The organism is Candidatus Neomarinimicrobiota bacterium (assembly GCA_034716895.1).
Classification (GTDB): domain Bacteria; phylum Fidelibacterota; class UBA8477; order UBA8477; family JABMPR01; genus JABMPR01.
In genome coordinates this window covers 1-16,873 of the sequence record JAYEKW010000054.1, presented here as the reverse complement: position 1 = coordinate 16,873, position 16,873 = coordinate 1, and the positions used below count along the sequence as shown (strand labels likewise).

Sequence of the window (16,873 nt, the reverse complement as noted above, 5' to 3'; positions counted from 1 at the left end):
AAGTATTAAAGTTATGAACAAGGTCATTTTAAACAGTATTATTTACATCTGTGAGTGATAATTTTTGATAAGCATATATTTTATTAAACTTTGTGTCTTGGTGACTTAGTGGCTATGAATTATTCAGACTAAGGCACTATGTTCTACAAAATCCCTGAATGGCTCTTTGAGCCTTTGCTTGTCCGGCGTAGCTCTTCGAGCGAAGATGGATGTCTTCGTGGCAAAAGAACTTACACTGCTGCAAGGTGATGACTCTTGATGCAACCGGCTATCTCAGGCCAGCTAAATATCTTGATGTTGATTTAGTGCAGTTTGCTCAAAAAAGGTTCGGGGTATTGCCATTTTCCTGCCATTTTCAATTTTGACCTTCTCGTATCCCCATTAGATTCAAAGCTGGAATATTTGCATAAGGATCTACTATACATGAAACCAACTGCCTTCAATGCCATACACAAAGCTTTAAATGCAAAAATGGTCGGTTTTGCCGGTTACGAAATGCCCATACAGTATGAAGGCATCATGACTGAGCATCAACGAGTCAGGGAGCAGGCTGGTCTTTTTGATGTTTCCCACATGGGCGAATTTTGGGTATCAGGTCCTCAAGCTCTTGAATTCGTTGAGTATGCGACTGTCAATAATGTGGCTTCACTAGCCCCTGGACAGATTCAATATTCTTCGATGTGTCTTGAGCATGGTGGTATTGTCGATGATCTGCTCGTGTATCGATTTAAAGATCGATTTATGCTGGTAGTGAATGCCTCAAATCTTGAAAAAGATTTCAATCACCTGTTGGAACTCTCGCAAAAATTTGATGTTGAACTGCAAAATGGCTCGGATGGGATAGCATTGCTGGCGATTCAGGGACCTCAATCAAAAAATATTTTAAAGAAATTGAGCTCAGCTGATCTGGATGCTCTGGAATTCTATCATTTTGGCATTGGCAATATCAATGGAGCCGATATGATCGTTTCTCGAACCGGCTACACCGGTGAATTGGGATATGAGCTATATCATGATCCTGAAAATTCTGAGGATCTGTGGCAGGCACTCATGACGGCTGGTGAGGAATATGGTCTGGAACCGATCGGACTGGGAGCCAGAGATACCTTACGCCTGGAAATGAAATTTTGTCTATACGGCAATGATATTGATGAAACTACCACACCTCTGGAAGCCCGATTAAGTTGGGCCATGGATTTGAATCACGGAGACTTTTTGGGTCGGGATGCCCTGTTGAAGCAAAAAGAAGCAGGTGTTAACCGGTTTCTGATCGCCTTTGAAATGCAGGATAGGGGGTTGCCTCGTAATGGGTATGAACTCTATGCCGGCTCTGAAAAAGTTGGTGTGGTCACCAGCGGTGGGCAGAGTCCCACATTAAAAAAAGGCATCGGTCTGGCTTATGTGAATAAACCTTATCACAAGATCAATACAGAGCTGGAGATTGATATCCGAGGTAAACGCTTGGCAGTTAAGATCGTGAAACCACCATTTATTAAGAAAAAAACAAGTTAAGTCGATGACCTCCAAAAAGAAGATTATCAGTTTGGCAGATAAAAGCCGGGAGATCCTGGGTATTCTCACCATGGTCATTGGGCTATTTGTACTGCTAAGTTTGATCAGCCATGAACCTACCGAGGAATTAAGCATCATGTCTGGTGTCCATTTTTATAACTGGATGGGCTATATTGGCATCTTCATATCTTACATTCTGTTTAAAATGTTTATTGGGTGGGCATCCCTGGTTATCGCGATTCTGATCGGAGTCTGGGGGTATGTGATCTTTGCTGAAAAAGAGTTCCAGCCAGTTTTCAGGTTCACCGGGTACAGCTTAAGTTTGTCACTGGTATTTATTACGCTTTTCAGTCTTATAGCGGATAAGAGTGCCATGACCAGCGAAAACCTATTTCGCCATGCTGGATATCTTTCAGTAAATATTGCTCACCTGCTCAACGATTTTTTGGGATTTACTGGAACCCTATTGATCCTCGTTACTGCTATTCTGGTTTTGATCCAGGCCTGGAGAGGATTTTCATTCCGTAAGCTCAATGAATGGATCGAAGACCGCATTTCTGAGATAAAAAATAAATTTAACAGTGCCGCCATGCAACGCGCCAAAGCGAAAGATCTTAAAGGCAGGGCTCAGGCACCCATCCAACGCGAAGAAACTGTCGCGCCAAAACCTCCAACTTCCCCCACAGCAATACCACAGGAAAAAAAGTTTGAATCGCCACCCATTCAACAGGAAGAGTCTTTACCGAAGAATCTGGGAAGAGCACTGCAGACCACCCTGAGACCAAATGAGATCGAGATCGAGTCCGCTATTGTGGAAGACGAGGTTGATTATGATGAGACACAGGTAAAGGTTCCCAAGCGTGAATACAAATTGCCATCAGTAGATATACTTACTGAACCTCCGCCCATCTCAGCTGGTCAATCCAGAGATATCCTCATCAGGAAAGCTGAACTTTTAATCCAAACTCTGGAAACCTTCGGTGTGGATGGCCGGGTCACAAACATTGCCCCCGGTCCGGTGATCACTCGCTATGAGGTCGAACCCGGTCCCGGTATTCGGGTGGCCAAAATTGCCAATCTTTCAGATGATATTGCCCGGGTTATGGAAGCCCAGAGCGTGCGCATAATAGCCCCTATCCCTGGTAAGAACTCAGTGGGAATCGAACTGCCCAATGATGAGCCCGAGATCGTTTATTTTAAAAGCGGCATCAATTCACAAAAATTCTCTGAACCAGATTCGGTTCTTACTATTGCATTGGGCAAAACCACTTCAGGTGAGATATTTGTAGCTGATCTGGCAAAAATGCCTCACTTGCTAGTTGCCGGAGCGACTGGATCCGGTAAGTCGGTGTGTATCAACACGATCATTAGTTCCATACTCTATCGCGCAAGACCTGATCAGGTCAAATTTATCATGATTGATCCTAAAAAACTGGAACTGTCAACCTATAAACGACTCAAGGGATATCATTTAATCACCAGCGAAAGCATTGATGAATATGTGATCACCACTCCCAAGAATGCTATTCATGCTTTACGATCAGCCGAGTTGGAGATGGAAAAACGTTATAATCTTTTATCCAAACAGACCGTGCGCAATATCGATCAGTACAATGAGCGTGCCTCTAGAGAGGGCTATGACCCCTTGCCCTTCATCGTTGTGTTGGTTGATGAATTGGCTGATCTAATGATTACTGCCGGCAAGGAGATTGAAGAGCCCATCGCTCGGTTGGCACAGATGGCTCGAGCTGTTGGTATTCATTTGGTCATCGCCACTCAGCGTCCCTCAGTCGATGTCATCACCGGTGTCATCAAAGCGAATTTCCCCACCCGAATTGCGTTTAAAGTTGCTCAGAAGAATGATTCCCGAACCATTTTGGATCAGAATGGTGCTGAAAAATTATTAGGACGAGGGGATATGCTGTTATTGGCTCCTGGGGCACCGGCTCCGGTTCGCCTGCACAATGCCTTTGTGACTCTGGAAGAGATAGAAGACGTTCTGGATCATATTCAAGAGCAGCCTAAACCTGAGGAAGAATTGTTGCCGGGAATCGTTGATGAATCTGATCCCACTATTGCTGGTGATAGTGCCGATGCCGAACGGGATGTGCTTTTTGACGAGGCCTATCGTCTGGTTGTTCTGCACCAACAAGGATCAGTGAGCATGATCCAGCGTCGCTTACGGGTTGGTTATGCCCGGGCGGGTCGGTTAATTGATGAGCTTGAACGCGCCGGCGTAGTAGGACCCAATACAGGGAGTAAGGCTCGAGAAGTTCTGGTTGGTCCAGAAGTTCTGGATAATCCTTCGTTCGATGAAGATATCCTTGATGACTAAGTTCAGACACTGTTAATATTCCAGATGGTCAATAAAAAAAGCAACATCTGGAATCTTCTATTGCGAAAATATCTACGTATAACAATTATTGGAATATTGCTGATCGCACAGGGTTGGGCAGGGAAAACTCCGCAACAGTTGAATCAGGTTATTGATCATTTCATGAAAATGCAGTCCAGCAGTCTGGAGATCAGTCAGGTCATTGATTGGCGATTCATGGGCAAAAATGATTCGATCACACTCAAAATGGACATTAAGGCCGATCGCAATTTTCATTTGACCCTGGATGCATTTGGGATGGAGATTTTTGTTACGGAGAATGAAATGATGACTATCAATCATGTCCGACAGCAGATCATTTATGAAAATGCCTCCCCTGATGAGCTTTTAAAACAGCTTTTTGTAGGTGGTGATCTTAGTGATGCCAGATTTAAACGTGAAGAAATAACTGGGAATGGGTTAAAACGCCTGGATTTTCGGTTTTCCGGAGATTTTTCTGATTGGGAAAGCCTCTCCGTTGTCCTGGATGCCAACGATGATCTTAAACAGATCATTCTAGTCGATTACGATGGGAATAAATATCTGATCACGCTTAACTATCTTAAAAATTATCATGATTTTGTTTTACCGAATATTCAAAAAGATTTTCTGCATTACCAAACTGCAGATTTAAGGGATTAATAATGCAGTTTTCAAAACTAGTGAAAGAGCACCCTCTCAAATTTATCATATCAGTGGCAGTAAGTCTGGGATTGGTTTATTTCTCGTTCAAAGATCTGGATTGGGACTCATTCTGGCTGTCGATACGCTCGATTAACTATTGGATACTGGGTGGTGGCGGGCTGGTATTGATTTTTAGCAATGTTGTTCGTGCTGCTCGCTGGAGAATATTGTTGATGCCGCAGAAAACAGTCAAGCGGATCCATTTGTTTGAAGCAACCATGATGGGGTATATGGGGAATAATGTGTTACCCTTTAAGCTGGGAGAAGTACTCCGGGCTGTGGTTGTTTCCAAACGCCATGGGATCAAGGTCAGTGGGGTGGGGGCTTCTATTGTAGTTGAACGTGGATTGGACATGTTCTCATTTTTGGTTTTAGCCGGTATTTATGGAATGGTAGTGCCTTCGTTTGAAGCGGCAAATTTGCTTTCAGGTTTGGGATTGGTCGCCATAGTGGTTGCTCTGGTTTTTGGGTTTTGGGTAAACAAACACCACGATCGTTTCTTTGGACGAATTGAAAAGTGGTCCCAGAAAATGGTTGATAAAGGGCACCCAAAACGGGCTGAACATCTCATCTCCCTATTTAAAGGTCTTGAGACCATCTGGCGTATGCCACATCCCATCCATGTGCTTAGCCAGACTCTTTTCCTTTGGTTCCTCTACTTTGTGGTGACTGTCATGGGCTTGGCATCCTTCAATTTCGGTCTGAGCATGATTGAGATTTATGAGGTCTCTTTTATTCTATTGATTTTCACGACTCTGTCGTTGGCGATCCCGGCCGCACCAGGGTATGTGGGCACCTATCATGGAGCTGTACTGGCTGCTTTGATGATATTTAATATCGAAAGTGATCAGGCACGAGCTTTTGCTATTGTTCTGCATTTAATGAACTATCTCATTTATACGCCATCCGGTGCCTGGTATCTTATAAAAGCCGGAATGACTCTGGATCTGGCAACCCAGGGTTCTGAAAGCAAGTCGATCTAACGAGTCACCTTCGAAATGATGCAATTGGTATTAGTTGTCATTAGATCAGTCTGCCTGATCGGTGGATAAAATATTTAGAACTTAGATTTGTACGCAGCACGAACAAAAACCTACTCTGCTCTTGACAGCAGGCAACTTGTGCATTAGCATTAACGGCTAAATTTCAATATATGCTCAGTGTGAATTCACCAACTGATTTCTTGACTGATTGTGTCTGTCTATGTGGATTCCAGGGAAATAATAACTCGGAAAAAGGAGTGGATCATGAACGAATTAAATCTTACTGCAAATCTTATACTTCGCAAGCATAAAGAACAGAGCGCTTTGCCTGTGCGTGAGCGGGATTGGGAAAAGATTGAAGAGATGGTCAGCAAGATCAGCTCAACCAACCTTACATTCCAAATTCTAGCATCGCTGGTGTTTGGTGTATCCTTTTCCATTCTAGCACTGTTGTTGCTGATCATGGTTGGTGGTGCAGAAATTGAGTCGGTTGGTATGATCAGCGGCAATTTTGTAGTTTCTGCGATCGTTGGCATTGCTATGGCCCTTTTTATTCTGGCCAGACAACAACGCTCGAATACAGTACGGGCAGTTGATCGCGTTCTCAATGAAATGGATCTGGTCCAGAAGGAATTCAGTCCGGTAAATATGGCTACTGAGGTAACTGAAGAAGTGACAGAAAAAGGTACTTCGGTAGCTGATCAGTTCCTGAAGTAACGCCCCCGACAAGTCCCTTATTTTATTGGAAAAGAAAGCATGAAAAAGCTGGGAAATCTGCTTGCCCACGCATAGGTAGGCTGTTACTTTCGCACGCTTTTTCGCATCGTAAGATGCTTTAGGACTATTCCACAGTTTGTGGTGTTAAATAGTAAGTCCTGCTAAGTTGTGATTAATGGTTATAACTTCAGCATTGGTTTTTATAAGCATGAGCGATCCTGGTCAAAATGGACAGGGGAGTTCGAGGTGAAGTTTATTAAGGGGGCGATTAGCTTCCGGTTTCGCTTAGCAGCTACGCTGTGACAGGCAGGTGGTGAGGAGATACTACTCAAGAACGGGAGAGTTAATGTCCCGAGTTTTTTTTAAAGAGGGCGATATAATCAGATTATGATCAATCTCCCGGGGAAAAGATTTCTTATAAATTATGAGAGAATTTTGAACTATCATTCACCATTCAGAATTCACAACTCATAATTATAAGGGCGATTAGCTCAGGTGGTTAGAGTACTTGCTTGACATGCAAGGAGTCACTGGTTCGAGTCCAGTATCGCCCACAGGATATGAACGCGAATGGGAACATACAGATCACATACCCAGATGGCAGAGTTGAAGAACAGCCGTCTGGCATTCGTGCGTTCGAAATTGCTCAAGGAATAAACCCGCGTTTTGAACAACAATTGGTCGCTGTACGGATCAATGGTCAGGTGGTTGATCTGGCAACCGAGCTGACTGAGAATTCAACAATTGTCTTTATTAAAGCAGTTGATCCTGAAGCCCACGAAATATTATTGCACAGTACTTCTCACATCATGGCTCAGGCGGTGAAACGGCTGTATCCTGAGGTGAAAGTGACCATTGGTCCTTCCATCGAGAATGGCTTTTATTACGATTTTGATATCGAAAAACCCTTTACAGATGATCAGCTGGCTGCAATTGAAGTTGAGATGAAAAAGATCGTTGCTGAAGATCTACCGGTCAAACGCCTCGAATTATCTCGCCAGGATGCCATCAAACGCTTTGAAGCAATGAATGAGTCCTATAAGGTTGAGATTATTTCTGAACTACCTGAGGGAGAAGTGATCTCTGTCTATGAACAGGGTGAATTTATCGATCTTTGTCGTGGTCCGCACATTCCTACAACTAAACGAGCTGGTGCGTTCAAGTTATTAAGTGTCGCCGGTGCTTATTGGCGGGGTAATGAGAATAATCAGATGTTGTCCCGTATCTACGGTACTGCTTTCCCGGATAAAAAATCACTGAAGAAATATCTGCATCTGTTAGAGGAAGCAAAAAAGCGTGACCATCGCAGGTTGGGAAGAGAATTGGGTTGGTTTAGTTTTCACAATGATGCACCGGCCAACGCTTTCTTCCACGCCAAGGGAACCACTATATATAACAGTATTCTGGATTATGTCCGGGAGTCTAATACCCGTCACCTCTATGAAGAGGTAAACACACCACTGATCATGAGTGCAGAGATGTGGAAGCGATCCGGTCATTATGATAATTACCGCGAGAATATGTATTTCACCAAGGTTGACGACCGTGATTTTGCTGTGAAACCCATGAATTGTCCGGGACACACACTGATCTATGGCGATGCACCACGTTCTTATCGTGATTTGCCGATCAAGATGAGTGAATTCGGTCGGGTGCATCGGCATGAAAAGAGTGGTGTTACCCATGGCTTATTCCGGGTGCGTACCTTTATTCAGGACGATGCTCACGTTTTTTGTACTGAGCAGCAGATCCAGATTGAAGTGAGCGATATTCTGGACCAGGTCTATGAAGTTTACTCAGCCTTCGGGTTCGAAAATATACATGTTGAGTTGAGCACGAAGCCTGAAAAGTCCATTGGCTCACAAGCAGTCTGGGATAAAGCCGAAGATGCCCTGGAAAGTGTGCTTCGTTCCCGGGAGATAGATTTTCAGCTAAATCCGGGTGATGGGGCTTTCTATGGACCCAAGATTGATTTTCACATAAAGGATTCACTGAATAGAAGCTGGCAGTGTGGCACGGTTCAGGTTGATTTTTCCATGCCCGAGCGTTTTGGGCTGACTTACACTGGTGAAGATGGTAAGGATCATCAACCTGTGATGATCCATCGAGCCATTGTGGGGAGTCTGGAAAGATTTATGGGTATCCTCATTGAGCATTTTGCAGCTAGAATGCCTGTTTGGTTGGCTCCGATCCAGGTGAAGGTGATTCCCATTGCTGATCGCCACGAAGACTATGCTCGGGCAGTAGTGAAAGAATTAAGGACTGCCGGAATCCGCGTGGAAGCCAATTGGAAAAATGAAAAGATCGGTCAGAAGATTCGTCTGGCTGAGTTGGAAAAAGTGCCTTACATGTTTATACTCGGCGACCGTGAGGTTGAAGAGCAGAAAGTTAGTGTTCGTCGTCATGGTGCCGGAGATATTGGTACACTTGATCTTGCAGAAGTGAACGAACGAATTTTAGATGAAATAAGGGAGAGAACAGATCAAAAAATATAAGGTTTATGCTAAGGAGGAAGAACTCCGTATCAATGGTGAGATTGACGAACCCGAGGTTCGCCTCGTGGATGAAAATGGTGAACAGGTGGGAGTTGTACCTGTCCAGGAAGCCTTGGTGCGATCTGAAAAAGCTGAACTTGATCTGGTAGAGGTCGCTCCCAATGCTAAACCACCAGTTTGCAAACTGATGGATTATAGCAAGTTCAAGTATGAGAAAGCCAAAAAAGCCAAAGAGGCAAAGAAAAAACAAAAAGTTATTCAGAATAAGGAAGTTCGCTTTAGACCCAATATCGAAGATCACGATCTGAAGACGAAGGTTACCAAAGTAAGAGAATTTCTGGATGATGGAGATAGAGTAAAGATTACGATCATGTTCAGGGGCCGTGAAATGGCCTATCTTGATCGTGGACCTCTGCTTATGACGAAGATCATGAGTCATTTAGGAGAGGATATAAATATGGAATATACGCCGACCATGGAAGGTAGATTCCTAACAACCGTGGTCACCTTGAAAAAGGGAGGTAACTAAACGTGCCCAAAATGAAATCAAATCGTGCTGCCAAAAAGCGCTTCAAGCTAACCGGCAAAGGGAAAGTGAAGCGAAATAAAGCTTTTACCAGTCACATGCAGAACAACAAATCACAGAAGCAGAAAAGAAAACTTCGCAAATCCGGTCTTTTGACAGGTGGTGATGCTGCTAAAGTGAAAAAAGTAATTTCAGTTTAAGTATTAGGAGCTATTAATGCCAAAATCAAGCAGTTCCGTCGCTCGTAAAAGACGGCACAAAAAATATCTAAAGGCAGCCAGGGGCTATTATGGTGCCCGCTCTCGTCTGTATAAGACAGCACGTGAGACGGTTGAACGCGCCTGGGTCTACGCCTATCGGGATCGGAAAGATCGCAAACGTCAATTCCGTCGCTTATGGATAGCCAGGATCAACGCTGCTGCCCGTTTGAACGGGGTGAGCTATTCCAGATTGATGAATGGTTTGAAAAAGAGTAGTATTGAACTCAATCGCAAAATGTTGGCCGAGATCGCTGTAACAGATCCAGCTGGATTTGCAGCGATTGTAGCAAAAACCAAATAGAATCTACCTTTTAAGTGAGTGTGTAGTTTAGAATGTTCGTGATCAAGGACGACCTGGGCAAAAGGGGAAACATACAACTGTATGTAAACGAGTATTTGTCAGGTGTGCAACTGGTAACGGATATTTCGGACTCCGCTGAATAAACCACAGTTAGGATAGCGTATGTCGCTTTTTAAGAAAGTCGACGAATTACGCTCAGAATTCAAGCAAGCGTTGGCATCAAGTCCAGCGCTTTCTGATTTAGAGCGGATCAAACAACAGTATTTAGGGCGCAAGGGTGTCCTGAATGACTTGTTTAAGCAAATCAAAGATGTGGAGCCTGCCCGCAAGGGTGATTTTGGCAATTTGGTCAATCGCCTTAAACAGGAAGTGCAGGAGACAATTGATAACTTGATGTCCAGCACGACTTCAGCCGGTGGGGAGTCATCCGGTTTGGATGTCAGTTTACCGGGGGTTCATTATGAGCGTGGAACCCTGCATCCCATTGAGCAGACCCTCCGCGATATGAAAAATATCTTCCACAGGTTGGGATTCTCCGTGGCTGAAGGGCCTGAGGTCGAGACCCAGTGGCGAAATTTTGATGCTCTGAATTTTCCACCTGAACATCCTGCCCGTGATATGCAGGACACCTTTTTCCTGAACAATGGTTCTGTTCTCAGGACCCATACTTCACCGGTACAGATCCGATTAATGCTGGAGGAACAACCTCCAATACGATCAATTATGCCGGGCAGGGTATATCGCAACGAAGCCATTGATGCCGGGCATTACTGTCTTTTTCATCAGATTGAAGGTCTGTATGTGGATGAGAATGTCACCCTGGGTGAGCTGAAGGCAACCCTGGAATTATTTTGTCGGGAATATTTTGGAGAAGATGTCAAGTTGCGTTTTCGGCCAAGTTTCTTTCCTTTTACGGAGCCAAGCAATGAAGTTGATGTCACTTGCTTTCTCTGCAATGGTCAGGGTTGTCGTGTCTGCAAACAGACCGGCTGGTTGGAGATTGGGGGCTGTGGCATGGTTGATCCCAACGTCTTTGCAGCAGTTGACTATGATTCTGAAAAATATACTGGCTATGCCTTTGGTATGGGTGTGGAACGCATTGCCATGCTCAAATATGGCATCAATGACATCCGTTTATTTTATGAGAACGATGTCCGCTTCTTGAAACAATTCTAACCATTAAACATAATATGCTCTTCCAGCATAGGTAAGCGACCATGAATATCTCCTACAACTGGCTCAAAGAATACATCGATATTGATCTTAGTCCTGTCGCCCTTGCAGAAAAATTGACAGCAGCTGGGCTTGAAGCAAACCTGGTTAAGCAATTTCCTGATTTTTTCAAATCGATTAAAGTAGGCCATGTCATTTCGAAGGAAAAACATCCTGATGCCGATAAGTTAAGCGTCTGTTATGTCGACCTTGGGGATGGAGAACCACATCAGATCATTTGTGGAGCACCAAATGTTGATCAGGGACAGAAGGTTTCAGTTGCCACCATTGGAACCACCTTTCCTGATGGAATGAAGATCAAAAAGGCCAAACTGAGGGGGATCGTGTCATATGGGATGATCTGTTCTGAGCGGGAGTTAGAACTTTCTACAAATCATGAAGGTATCATGGTTTTGGATACGGCTGCCCAACCTGGAATGGATATGACAGACTATCTTTCTGGAGGGGATGTCTCGATCGAGCTCGATCTTACACCGGATCGTTCGGATGCACTGGGACACATTGGTGTAGCTCGAGATCTGGCTGCCTTATTGGGCAAAAGTATCCAAAAACCTGACATTTCTCTGGTTGAGTCCTCCTTGAACACCGCTGATCTGATTTCTGTCGAGATTCTGGATGAGCAGGCTTGTCCTCGTTATGCTGCTCGATTGATCAAAGATATCAAGATATCTGAATCACCGATCTGGCTGCGACAGCGATTACAAGCAATCGGTATTCGTTCGATTAATAATGTCGTTGATGCGGCCAACTATGTTTTAATGGAGACCGGGCATCCCTTGCATACATTCGATCTCCGCTTTATTGAAGGTGACAAGATTGTTGTTCGCATGGCCAAAGAGAATGAGAAGATCACTACTTTGGATGGTAAGGAACGTGAGTTGGATGACAAAGTTCTACTGATCTGTGATGGGCTCAAACCGATTGCTGTCGCTGGGGTCATGGGTGGTGAGAATTCCGAGGTAAAGGATGATACTACCGATCTGCTTTTAGAGAGTGCCTATTTTGATCCGATAGTTGTTCGACGAGGTGCCCGGAAATTACAGTTAGCCACAGATGCGAGTCATCGCTTTGAACGAGGAACAGATCCCAATGGAGTAATCTACGCGCTGGATCGTTTAGCCGGGTTGATTGTAGAGTTAGCGGGAGGTCACATCACCCAAGGGGCAGTAGATGTATATCCTGAAGAGATCATGCCTCAGGTCATTGATTTCCGAGTTGAACGGTGCAATAAAATATTGGGGACTGACATAGCAGCACAGGACATGGCCAAAATATTTGCTGGTCTGGGAATGGTAGTTACTGCTGCGGAAAACGAAAGCTTTGTTGTGACGGCTCCCACATTTCGGCCTGATTTATCGCGTGAGATCGATCTCATAGAGGAAATCGGTCGAATTTTCGGCTATGATAATATCCCAACTCCAGAGCATTTCAGCATTTCAAATAAAATAAGTCCGCCAGCTCCTGATAAAATGCGTGAAAAGATCATGGATCATCTCGCCTCAATTGGCTTTAACCAGATCTACGGAAATAGTCTGGTGAGCATTGAAGAGCATCCTGTGGTTCTGGGCGATGAGGAACCCTTGATGCTGGCTAACCCATTGTCCAGGGATATGGCATCCATTCGCACTTCGCTTATGGTCGGTATGATAAAAGCGGCTGAATACAATCTGAATCGGCGCCAGGCAGACCTGAAATTATTTGAAGTCGGGCAAGTGAGTTCTGTTGACCTTAACTCAGATACAGGTGCAGGAGAACGCACACATCTCGTCCTGTTTATGGCTGGTGAGCTGCAGGTACAACAGTGGTCGCAAAAAGCTGTATCCTCTGATATCTTCCATATGAAGGGTGTCTTGAGCGCTCTATTTGCTGATCTTTTTAACGAACAATTAATATTTGCACCTGTGAAACACAAGATGTTCAATAGTGGTGTTGAAGTTATGCTCGGAGGGGAGAAGATTGGTATCCTGGGCGAGTTAAAAGAGGATGGAGATAACACTGACCAGATCTTAGGTGTTTACTGTGAGGTGAATGTTTCCAAAGATCTTGGCAAAAATAACCGCATCAAATATGAAAAAGTCCCAGCATTTCCAACAGTGGAACGAGATCTGTCCATCTTGATAGATGCTCATGTGGTTTTTGAAGATATTGATAAAATCATCAATGAAAATGCTGGTAAGTACTTATTATATAGCCGCTTATACGATATCTATGAAGGAAAATCTATTGCAAGTGGCAAAAAAAGTCTTACATTTCGACTGGTTTTTCAAAATCAAAAGAGAACGCTTACAGAAAATGAGATCGATAAAGATTTCAAGCGTATCCTCAAAGGATTGGAAGGCGCGTACAACGCCACATTAAGAGAGGCAATTTAGTGATCGAAGACGCCCTAAGTAAGTTTGAAGACAAGGTGAGATTACTGGTCGCTCATGTGAGTTTATTAAAAAAAGAAAACCTTTCCCTTCGTAATCAGATCATAGAGCGTTCAGCAGATGGTACAGTTGGAAATAGAACTGCTGTTCGCGGAAAGCTGAATAGTTTGATTGAAATGATCGATGCGGAGCTGGAAGTTTTATGACGCGGATTCTAGCCTGTGTGTGAAATGAATAAGTGAACGATGTAATGCATGCAACTGATAACAATACAGTACAAGTCACAATCTACGGTAAGTCTTATACGATCAAAGGTAAGGCGGATTCAAGCTATATCACTGGTGTTGCTAATTATGTCGATATGAAAATGAGAGAAGTTGATGATGGCGCAAATTCCACTCAAGAGGAGGGAAAGGTGGCCATTTTGGCTGGAATGAATATAACTGATGAGTTATTTACATCCCGTCAGGACAAAGAGAAATTAGAAAATCGATTCGATGAGCGCTTGCAGGTACTCACCGAGCTCATTGACGAAACACTTAGCACTTAAGGCATCGAATTCCAAATAGCGGTGTGATCACACCGCTTCCTGTAAACAGGCATAAAGCTTCCAAAGGTCTTCATTCTATATGAAAGGTGATACCTATGGATTTTGCATCTATCCTTCCGGTTCTGGCAGTCATGCTGGGATTTGGAGTCGCGATACCCCTCGTCTCTTATTCTTACAAAAGTAAAGCAAAAAGTGCCGGAACTTTAGCAGAACAGATTCTGGCATCTGCTGAGAAAGAAGCTCGGACAGTTGTCAAGGAAAAACAGCTGGAAGCCAAGGATGAGGCTCTCCAGATCATCCGGAAAGCTGATGAAGAAGCCCGTGTAAAATTCCATGAGATCCGGGAATCTCAACGAAATATATCTAATCGTGAAATGAAGTTAGATAATAAATCAGAAGCTCTGGATCGCAAAGAACTGGATATCCGGAAAGTTGAGGCAGAGGCTTCGCAAGCCCTTAAAGAAGTCAATGCTGAAAAAGTTCGGTATGTCAATATGGTTCAGCAAGAGAACATCAAGTTGGAACAAATTGGAAAAATGACCCAGGATGAGGCCAAGAACATGCTCATCGAGAATCTGAAAGAGGTAGCTGTTTCTGAGGCCGCTCAGGTCACCAAGCAGATCAGGGAAACGGCTGTTATGAATGCCAATAAAGAAGCTAACAAGATCGTTATCTCAGCTATCCAGCGTTCTGCAGCTGACCACACAGCTGAGTCAACCGTCTCAGTAGTGGAGCTGCCATCTGATCAGATGAAAGGGCGGGTCATTGGTCGTGAAGGGCGCAATATCAGAACATTTGAACAGCTCACTGGTGTGGAACTCATTGTTGATGATACTCCTGAAGCAGTTGTCCTCTCTGGATTTGATCCAGTTCGTAGAGAGATCGCCAGAGTTGCTTTGACCAATCTGGTGCAGGATGGTAGAATTCATCCAGCGCGGATCGAAGAAATGATCAAGAAAGCCACCAAAGAGGTGGATGAAGAAATGAGAATTGCTGCCGAGGAAGCACTGGCAGAATTACACCTACCCGTTTTTCATGCTCAGATCATGAAACTCATCGGGCATTTAAAGTATCGCACGAGCTATGGCCAGAACATCCTGAAACATAGTATCGAAGTTGGGTGGCTTACTGGACTAATGGCGGCTGAGTTGGATATGGATGGTATTTTAGCACGACGGGCGGGTTTTCTACATGATATTGGCAAGGCCATTGATCGTAATACCGATGGAACACACGCTTTAATCGGCGGTGAACTCGCTCGTAAATATGGTGAGCCTGAGGCAGTTATCAATGCCATTGAATCACACCATGAAGAAGTTCCCATGACCGGTCCAATTTCAGCACTGGTACAATCTGCAGATTCTATTAGTGGCTCTCGCCGAGGTGCTCGTGGCGACACACTGGAGAGTTATATCAAACGCTTACGGAACCTGGAAGGTATTGCAACTGGATTCGAAGGGGTTTCAAAATCCTACGCGATCCAGGCTGGTCGGGAAGTCCGGGTTATGGTGGAGAGTGATAAGGTAGATGATTCCAAGGCGCAAAGTTTAAGTTTGGAGATAGCCGGACGAATCGAGGCTGAGATGACCTATCCAGGGCAGATTAAAGTCGTGGTGATTCGTGAATCAAGGAGTACTGCTCTTGCAAAATAGTCCACTGATATTAAGCGGGAAGGAAGTATCAAAAGCAGTTAAAGCTGACCTGGTTCGACGTATTGCTGTTCTCGGTGAACAGGGGATCAAGCCGGGTCTTACCGCTGTGTTGGTGGGAGATGATCCTGCCTCACAGATTTATGTCAGGTCCAAAGAGCGGCAGAGTGGCAAACTTGGGTTTCGCTCAGAGGTATTGAGATTAGTTGCCGAGACCAGCGAATCTGATCTTTTGGATGTGATCGAAAGACTTAACCAGGATCAACTGGTTCATGGTATTCTTGTGCAGTTGCCATTACCCCGGCACATTGATGATCAACGCGTGATCGAAGCTATTGATCCGGAGAAGGATGTGGATGGCTTTCATCCTGTCAGTGTTGGTAAACTGGTTCTGGGATTGGAGGGGTTCGTATCCTGTACACCTGCAGGTATTCTTGAAATCCTAAGTTATTATAATATTGTTACCGAAGGACAGCATGTTGTTGTTGTTGGTCGTTCAAATATTGTAGGGAAGCCAATGGCTAATCTCCTGATCCAGAAACGAGTATTGGGGAATGCCACAGTGACCCTGGTTCATACAAGGACCCCTGATATGGGGATACACACACGACAGGCGGATATTTTGGTAGTTGCAGCTGGTGTTCCTGGATTCATTGGGGCAGATATGGTAAAAGCTGGAGCGGTTGTCATCGATGTGGGTATCAATCGGGTTGCTGATGATACACTTGAGAAGGGCTACCGGTTGGCAGGGGATGTGGACTTCGAGGCTGTTAAAGGAAAAGTCTCGGCTATTACTCCGGTTCCTGGTGGTGTGGGTCCTATGACCATTGCCATGTTGCTCTCAAATACAGTTAAATCAGCGGAGAATAGCTTAAAATAGATTTTGCAAGGGCTAGGACTGAGTATACCTTGGCTCGCTTTTTACAACCCAGTAGCTTCCGTCTTCGTCCTCCGGACTTCGCCGGACAGGCAGCTTCGCTACGGGGTTTGAAAGGATATGAATAGATAGCAGTTATTGACGACTATCTACACCATGCGCCCGTAGCTCAGCTGGATAGAGCGCTTGCCTCCGGAGCAAGAGGCCACAGGTTCGAATCCTGTCGGGCGTACACAAAATCTCATATACCTGTGGCATGTAGGGTGTATCGCGTTCGATCCGGAGTGTAACGGAGGAAGGCGAGGGAGCCCCGAAAGGGCGACGCTCAGCCAATCCTGTCGGG

Annotated in this window: 15 protein-coding genes and 2 tRNA genes; all 17 read left to right on the top strand. The window is 44.6% G+C overall.

Features of this window, described 5'->3' with window-relative positions; translation table 11 throughout:
- Positions 1-423 precede the first annotated feature (423 nt).
- Complete coding sequence (gcvT, locus tag U9Q77_03835; GenBank protein MEA3286491.1) at positions 424-1,512, top strand: glycine cleavage system aminomethyltransferase GcvT; 1,089 nt, start codon at positions 424-426, stop codon at positions 1,510-1,512.
- Positions 1,513-1,516: 4 nt separating this feature from the next.
- Positions 1,517-3,847 carry a DNA translocase FtsK gene (locus U9Q77_03830; protein ID MEA3286490.1) on the top strand — a complete coding sequence of 777 codons (2,331 nt, stop codon included), beginning with the start codon at positions 1,517-1,519 and terminating at the stop codon, positions 3,845-3,847.
- 60 nt (positions 3,848-3,907) lie between these two features.
- A complete protein-coding gene (locus U9Q77_03825) occupies positions 3,908-4,528 on the top strand; it encodes a hypothetical protein (protein MEA3286489.1) in 621 nt (206 codons plus the stop codon).
- Positions 4,529-4,530: 2 nt separating this feature from the next.
- Positions 4,531-5,553 (top strand): lysylphosphatidylglycerol synthase transmembrane domain-containing protein, encoded by a 1,023-nt coding sequence (locus U9Q77_03820; protein MEA3286488.1) that lies wholly within the window; start codon positions 4,531-4,533, stop codon positions 5,551-5,553.
- A gap of 264 nt (positions 5,554-5,817) precedes the next feature.
- Positions 5,818-6,270 carry a hypothetical protein gene (locus tag U9Q77_03815; protein MEA3286487.1) on the top strand — a complete coding sequence of 151 codons (453 nt, stop codon included), beginning with the start codon at positions 5,818-5,820 and terminating at the stop codon, positions 6,268-6,270.
- A 480-nt stretch (positions 6,271-6,750) separates the two neighbouring features.
- Positions 6,751-6,824: transfer RNA gene (locus U9Q77_03810), tRNA-Val, on the top strand.
- Between the two features lie 6 nt (positions 6,825-6,830).
- The gene (gene thrS / locus U9Q77_03805) at positions 6,831-8,765 is read left to right on the top strand and encodes a threonine--tRNA ligase (GenBank protein ID MEA3286486.1); all 1,935 of its coding nucleotides are present in this window, start codon (positions 6,831-6,833) and stop codon (positions 8,763-8,765) included.
- Positions 8,752-9,294 carry a translation initiation factor IF-3 gene (gene infC, locus U9Q77_03800; protein ID MEA3286485.1) on the top strand — a complete coding sequence of 181 codons (543 nt, stop codon included), beginning with the start codon at positions 8,752-8,754 and terminating at the stop codon, positions 9,292-9,294. Before thrS ends, infC begins: the two co-directional genes overlap by 14 nt.
- Before the next feature lie 2 nt (positions 9,295-9,296).
- The gene (gene rpmI / locus U9Q77_03795; protein ID MEA3286484.1) at positions 9,297-9,491 is read left to right on the top strand and encodes a 50S ribosomal protein L35; all 195 of its coding nucleotides are present in this window, start codon (positions 9,297-9,299) and stop codon (positions 9,489-9,491) included.
- Positions 9,492-9,507: 16 nt separating this feature from the next.
- Positions 9,508-9,852, top strand: a complete 345-nt coding sequence (rplT, locus tag U9Q77_03790) for a 50S ribosomal protein L20 (GenBank protein ID MEA3286483.1) — start codon at positions 9,508-9,510, stop codon at positions 9,850-9,852.
- Positions 9,853-10,014: 162 nt separating this feature from the next.
- Complete coding sequence (pheS, locus tag U9Q77_03785; GenBank protein MEA3286482.1) at positions 10,015-11,028, top strand: phenylalanine--tRNA ligase subunit alpha; 1,014 nt, start codon at positions 10,015-10,017, stop codon at positions 11,026-11,028.
- A gap of 41 nt (positions 11,029-11,069) precedes the next feature.
- A complete protein-coding gene (gene pheT / locus U9Q77_03780; protein ID MEA3286481.1) occupies positions 11,070-13,457 on the top strand; it encodes a phenylalanine--tRNA ligase subunit beta in 2,388 nt (795 codons plus the stop codon).
- Complete coding sequence (locus U9Q77_03775; GenBank protein ID MEA3286480.1) at positions 13,457-13,660, top strand: hypothetical protein; 204 nt, start codon at positions 13,457-13,459, stop codon at positions 13,658-13,660. Before pheT ends, U9Q77_03775 begins: the two co-directional genes overlap by 1 nt.
- A gap of 44 nt (positions 13,661-13,704) precedes the next feature.
- Positions 13,705-14,004: a cell division protein ZapA gene (locus tag U9Q77_03770; protein MEA3286479.1), complete on the top strand. Its 300-nt coding sequence runs from the start codon at positions 13,705-13,707 to the stop codon at positions 14,002-14,004.
- Positions 14,005-14,099: 95 nt separating this feature from the next.
- Positions 14,100-15,656, top strand: a complete 1,557-nt coding sequence (gene rny / locus U9Q77_03765) for a ribonuclease Y (GenBank protein MEA3286478.1) — start codon at positions 14,100-14,102, stop codon at positions 15,654-15,656.
- Positions 15,646-16,533, top strand: a complete 888-nt coding sequence (folD, locus tag U9Q77_03760; GenBank protein MEA3286477.1) for a bifunctional methylenetetrahydrofolate dehydrogenase/methenyltetrahydrofolate cyclohydrolase FolD — start codon at positions 15,646-15,648, stop codon at positions 16,531-16,533. The genes rny and folD overlap by 11 nt, the downstream gene beginning before the upstream one ends.
- A gap of 155 nt (positions 16,534-16,688) precedes the next feature.
- Positions 16,689-16,762: transfer RNA gene (locus tag U9Q77_03755), tRNA-Arg, on the top strand.
- Positions 16,763-16,873: the final 111 nt, after the last annotated feature.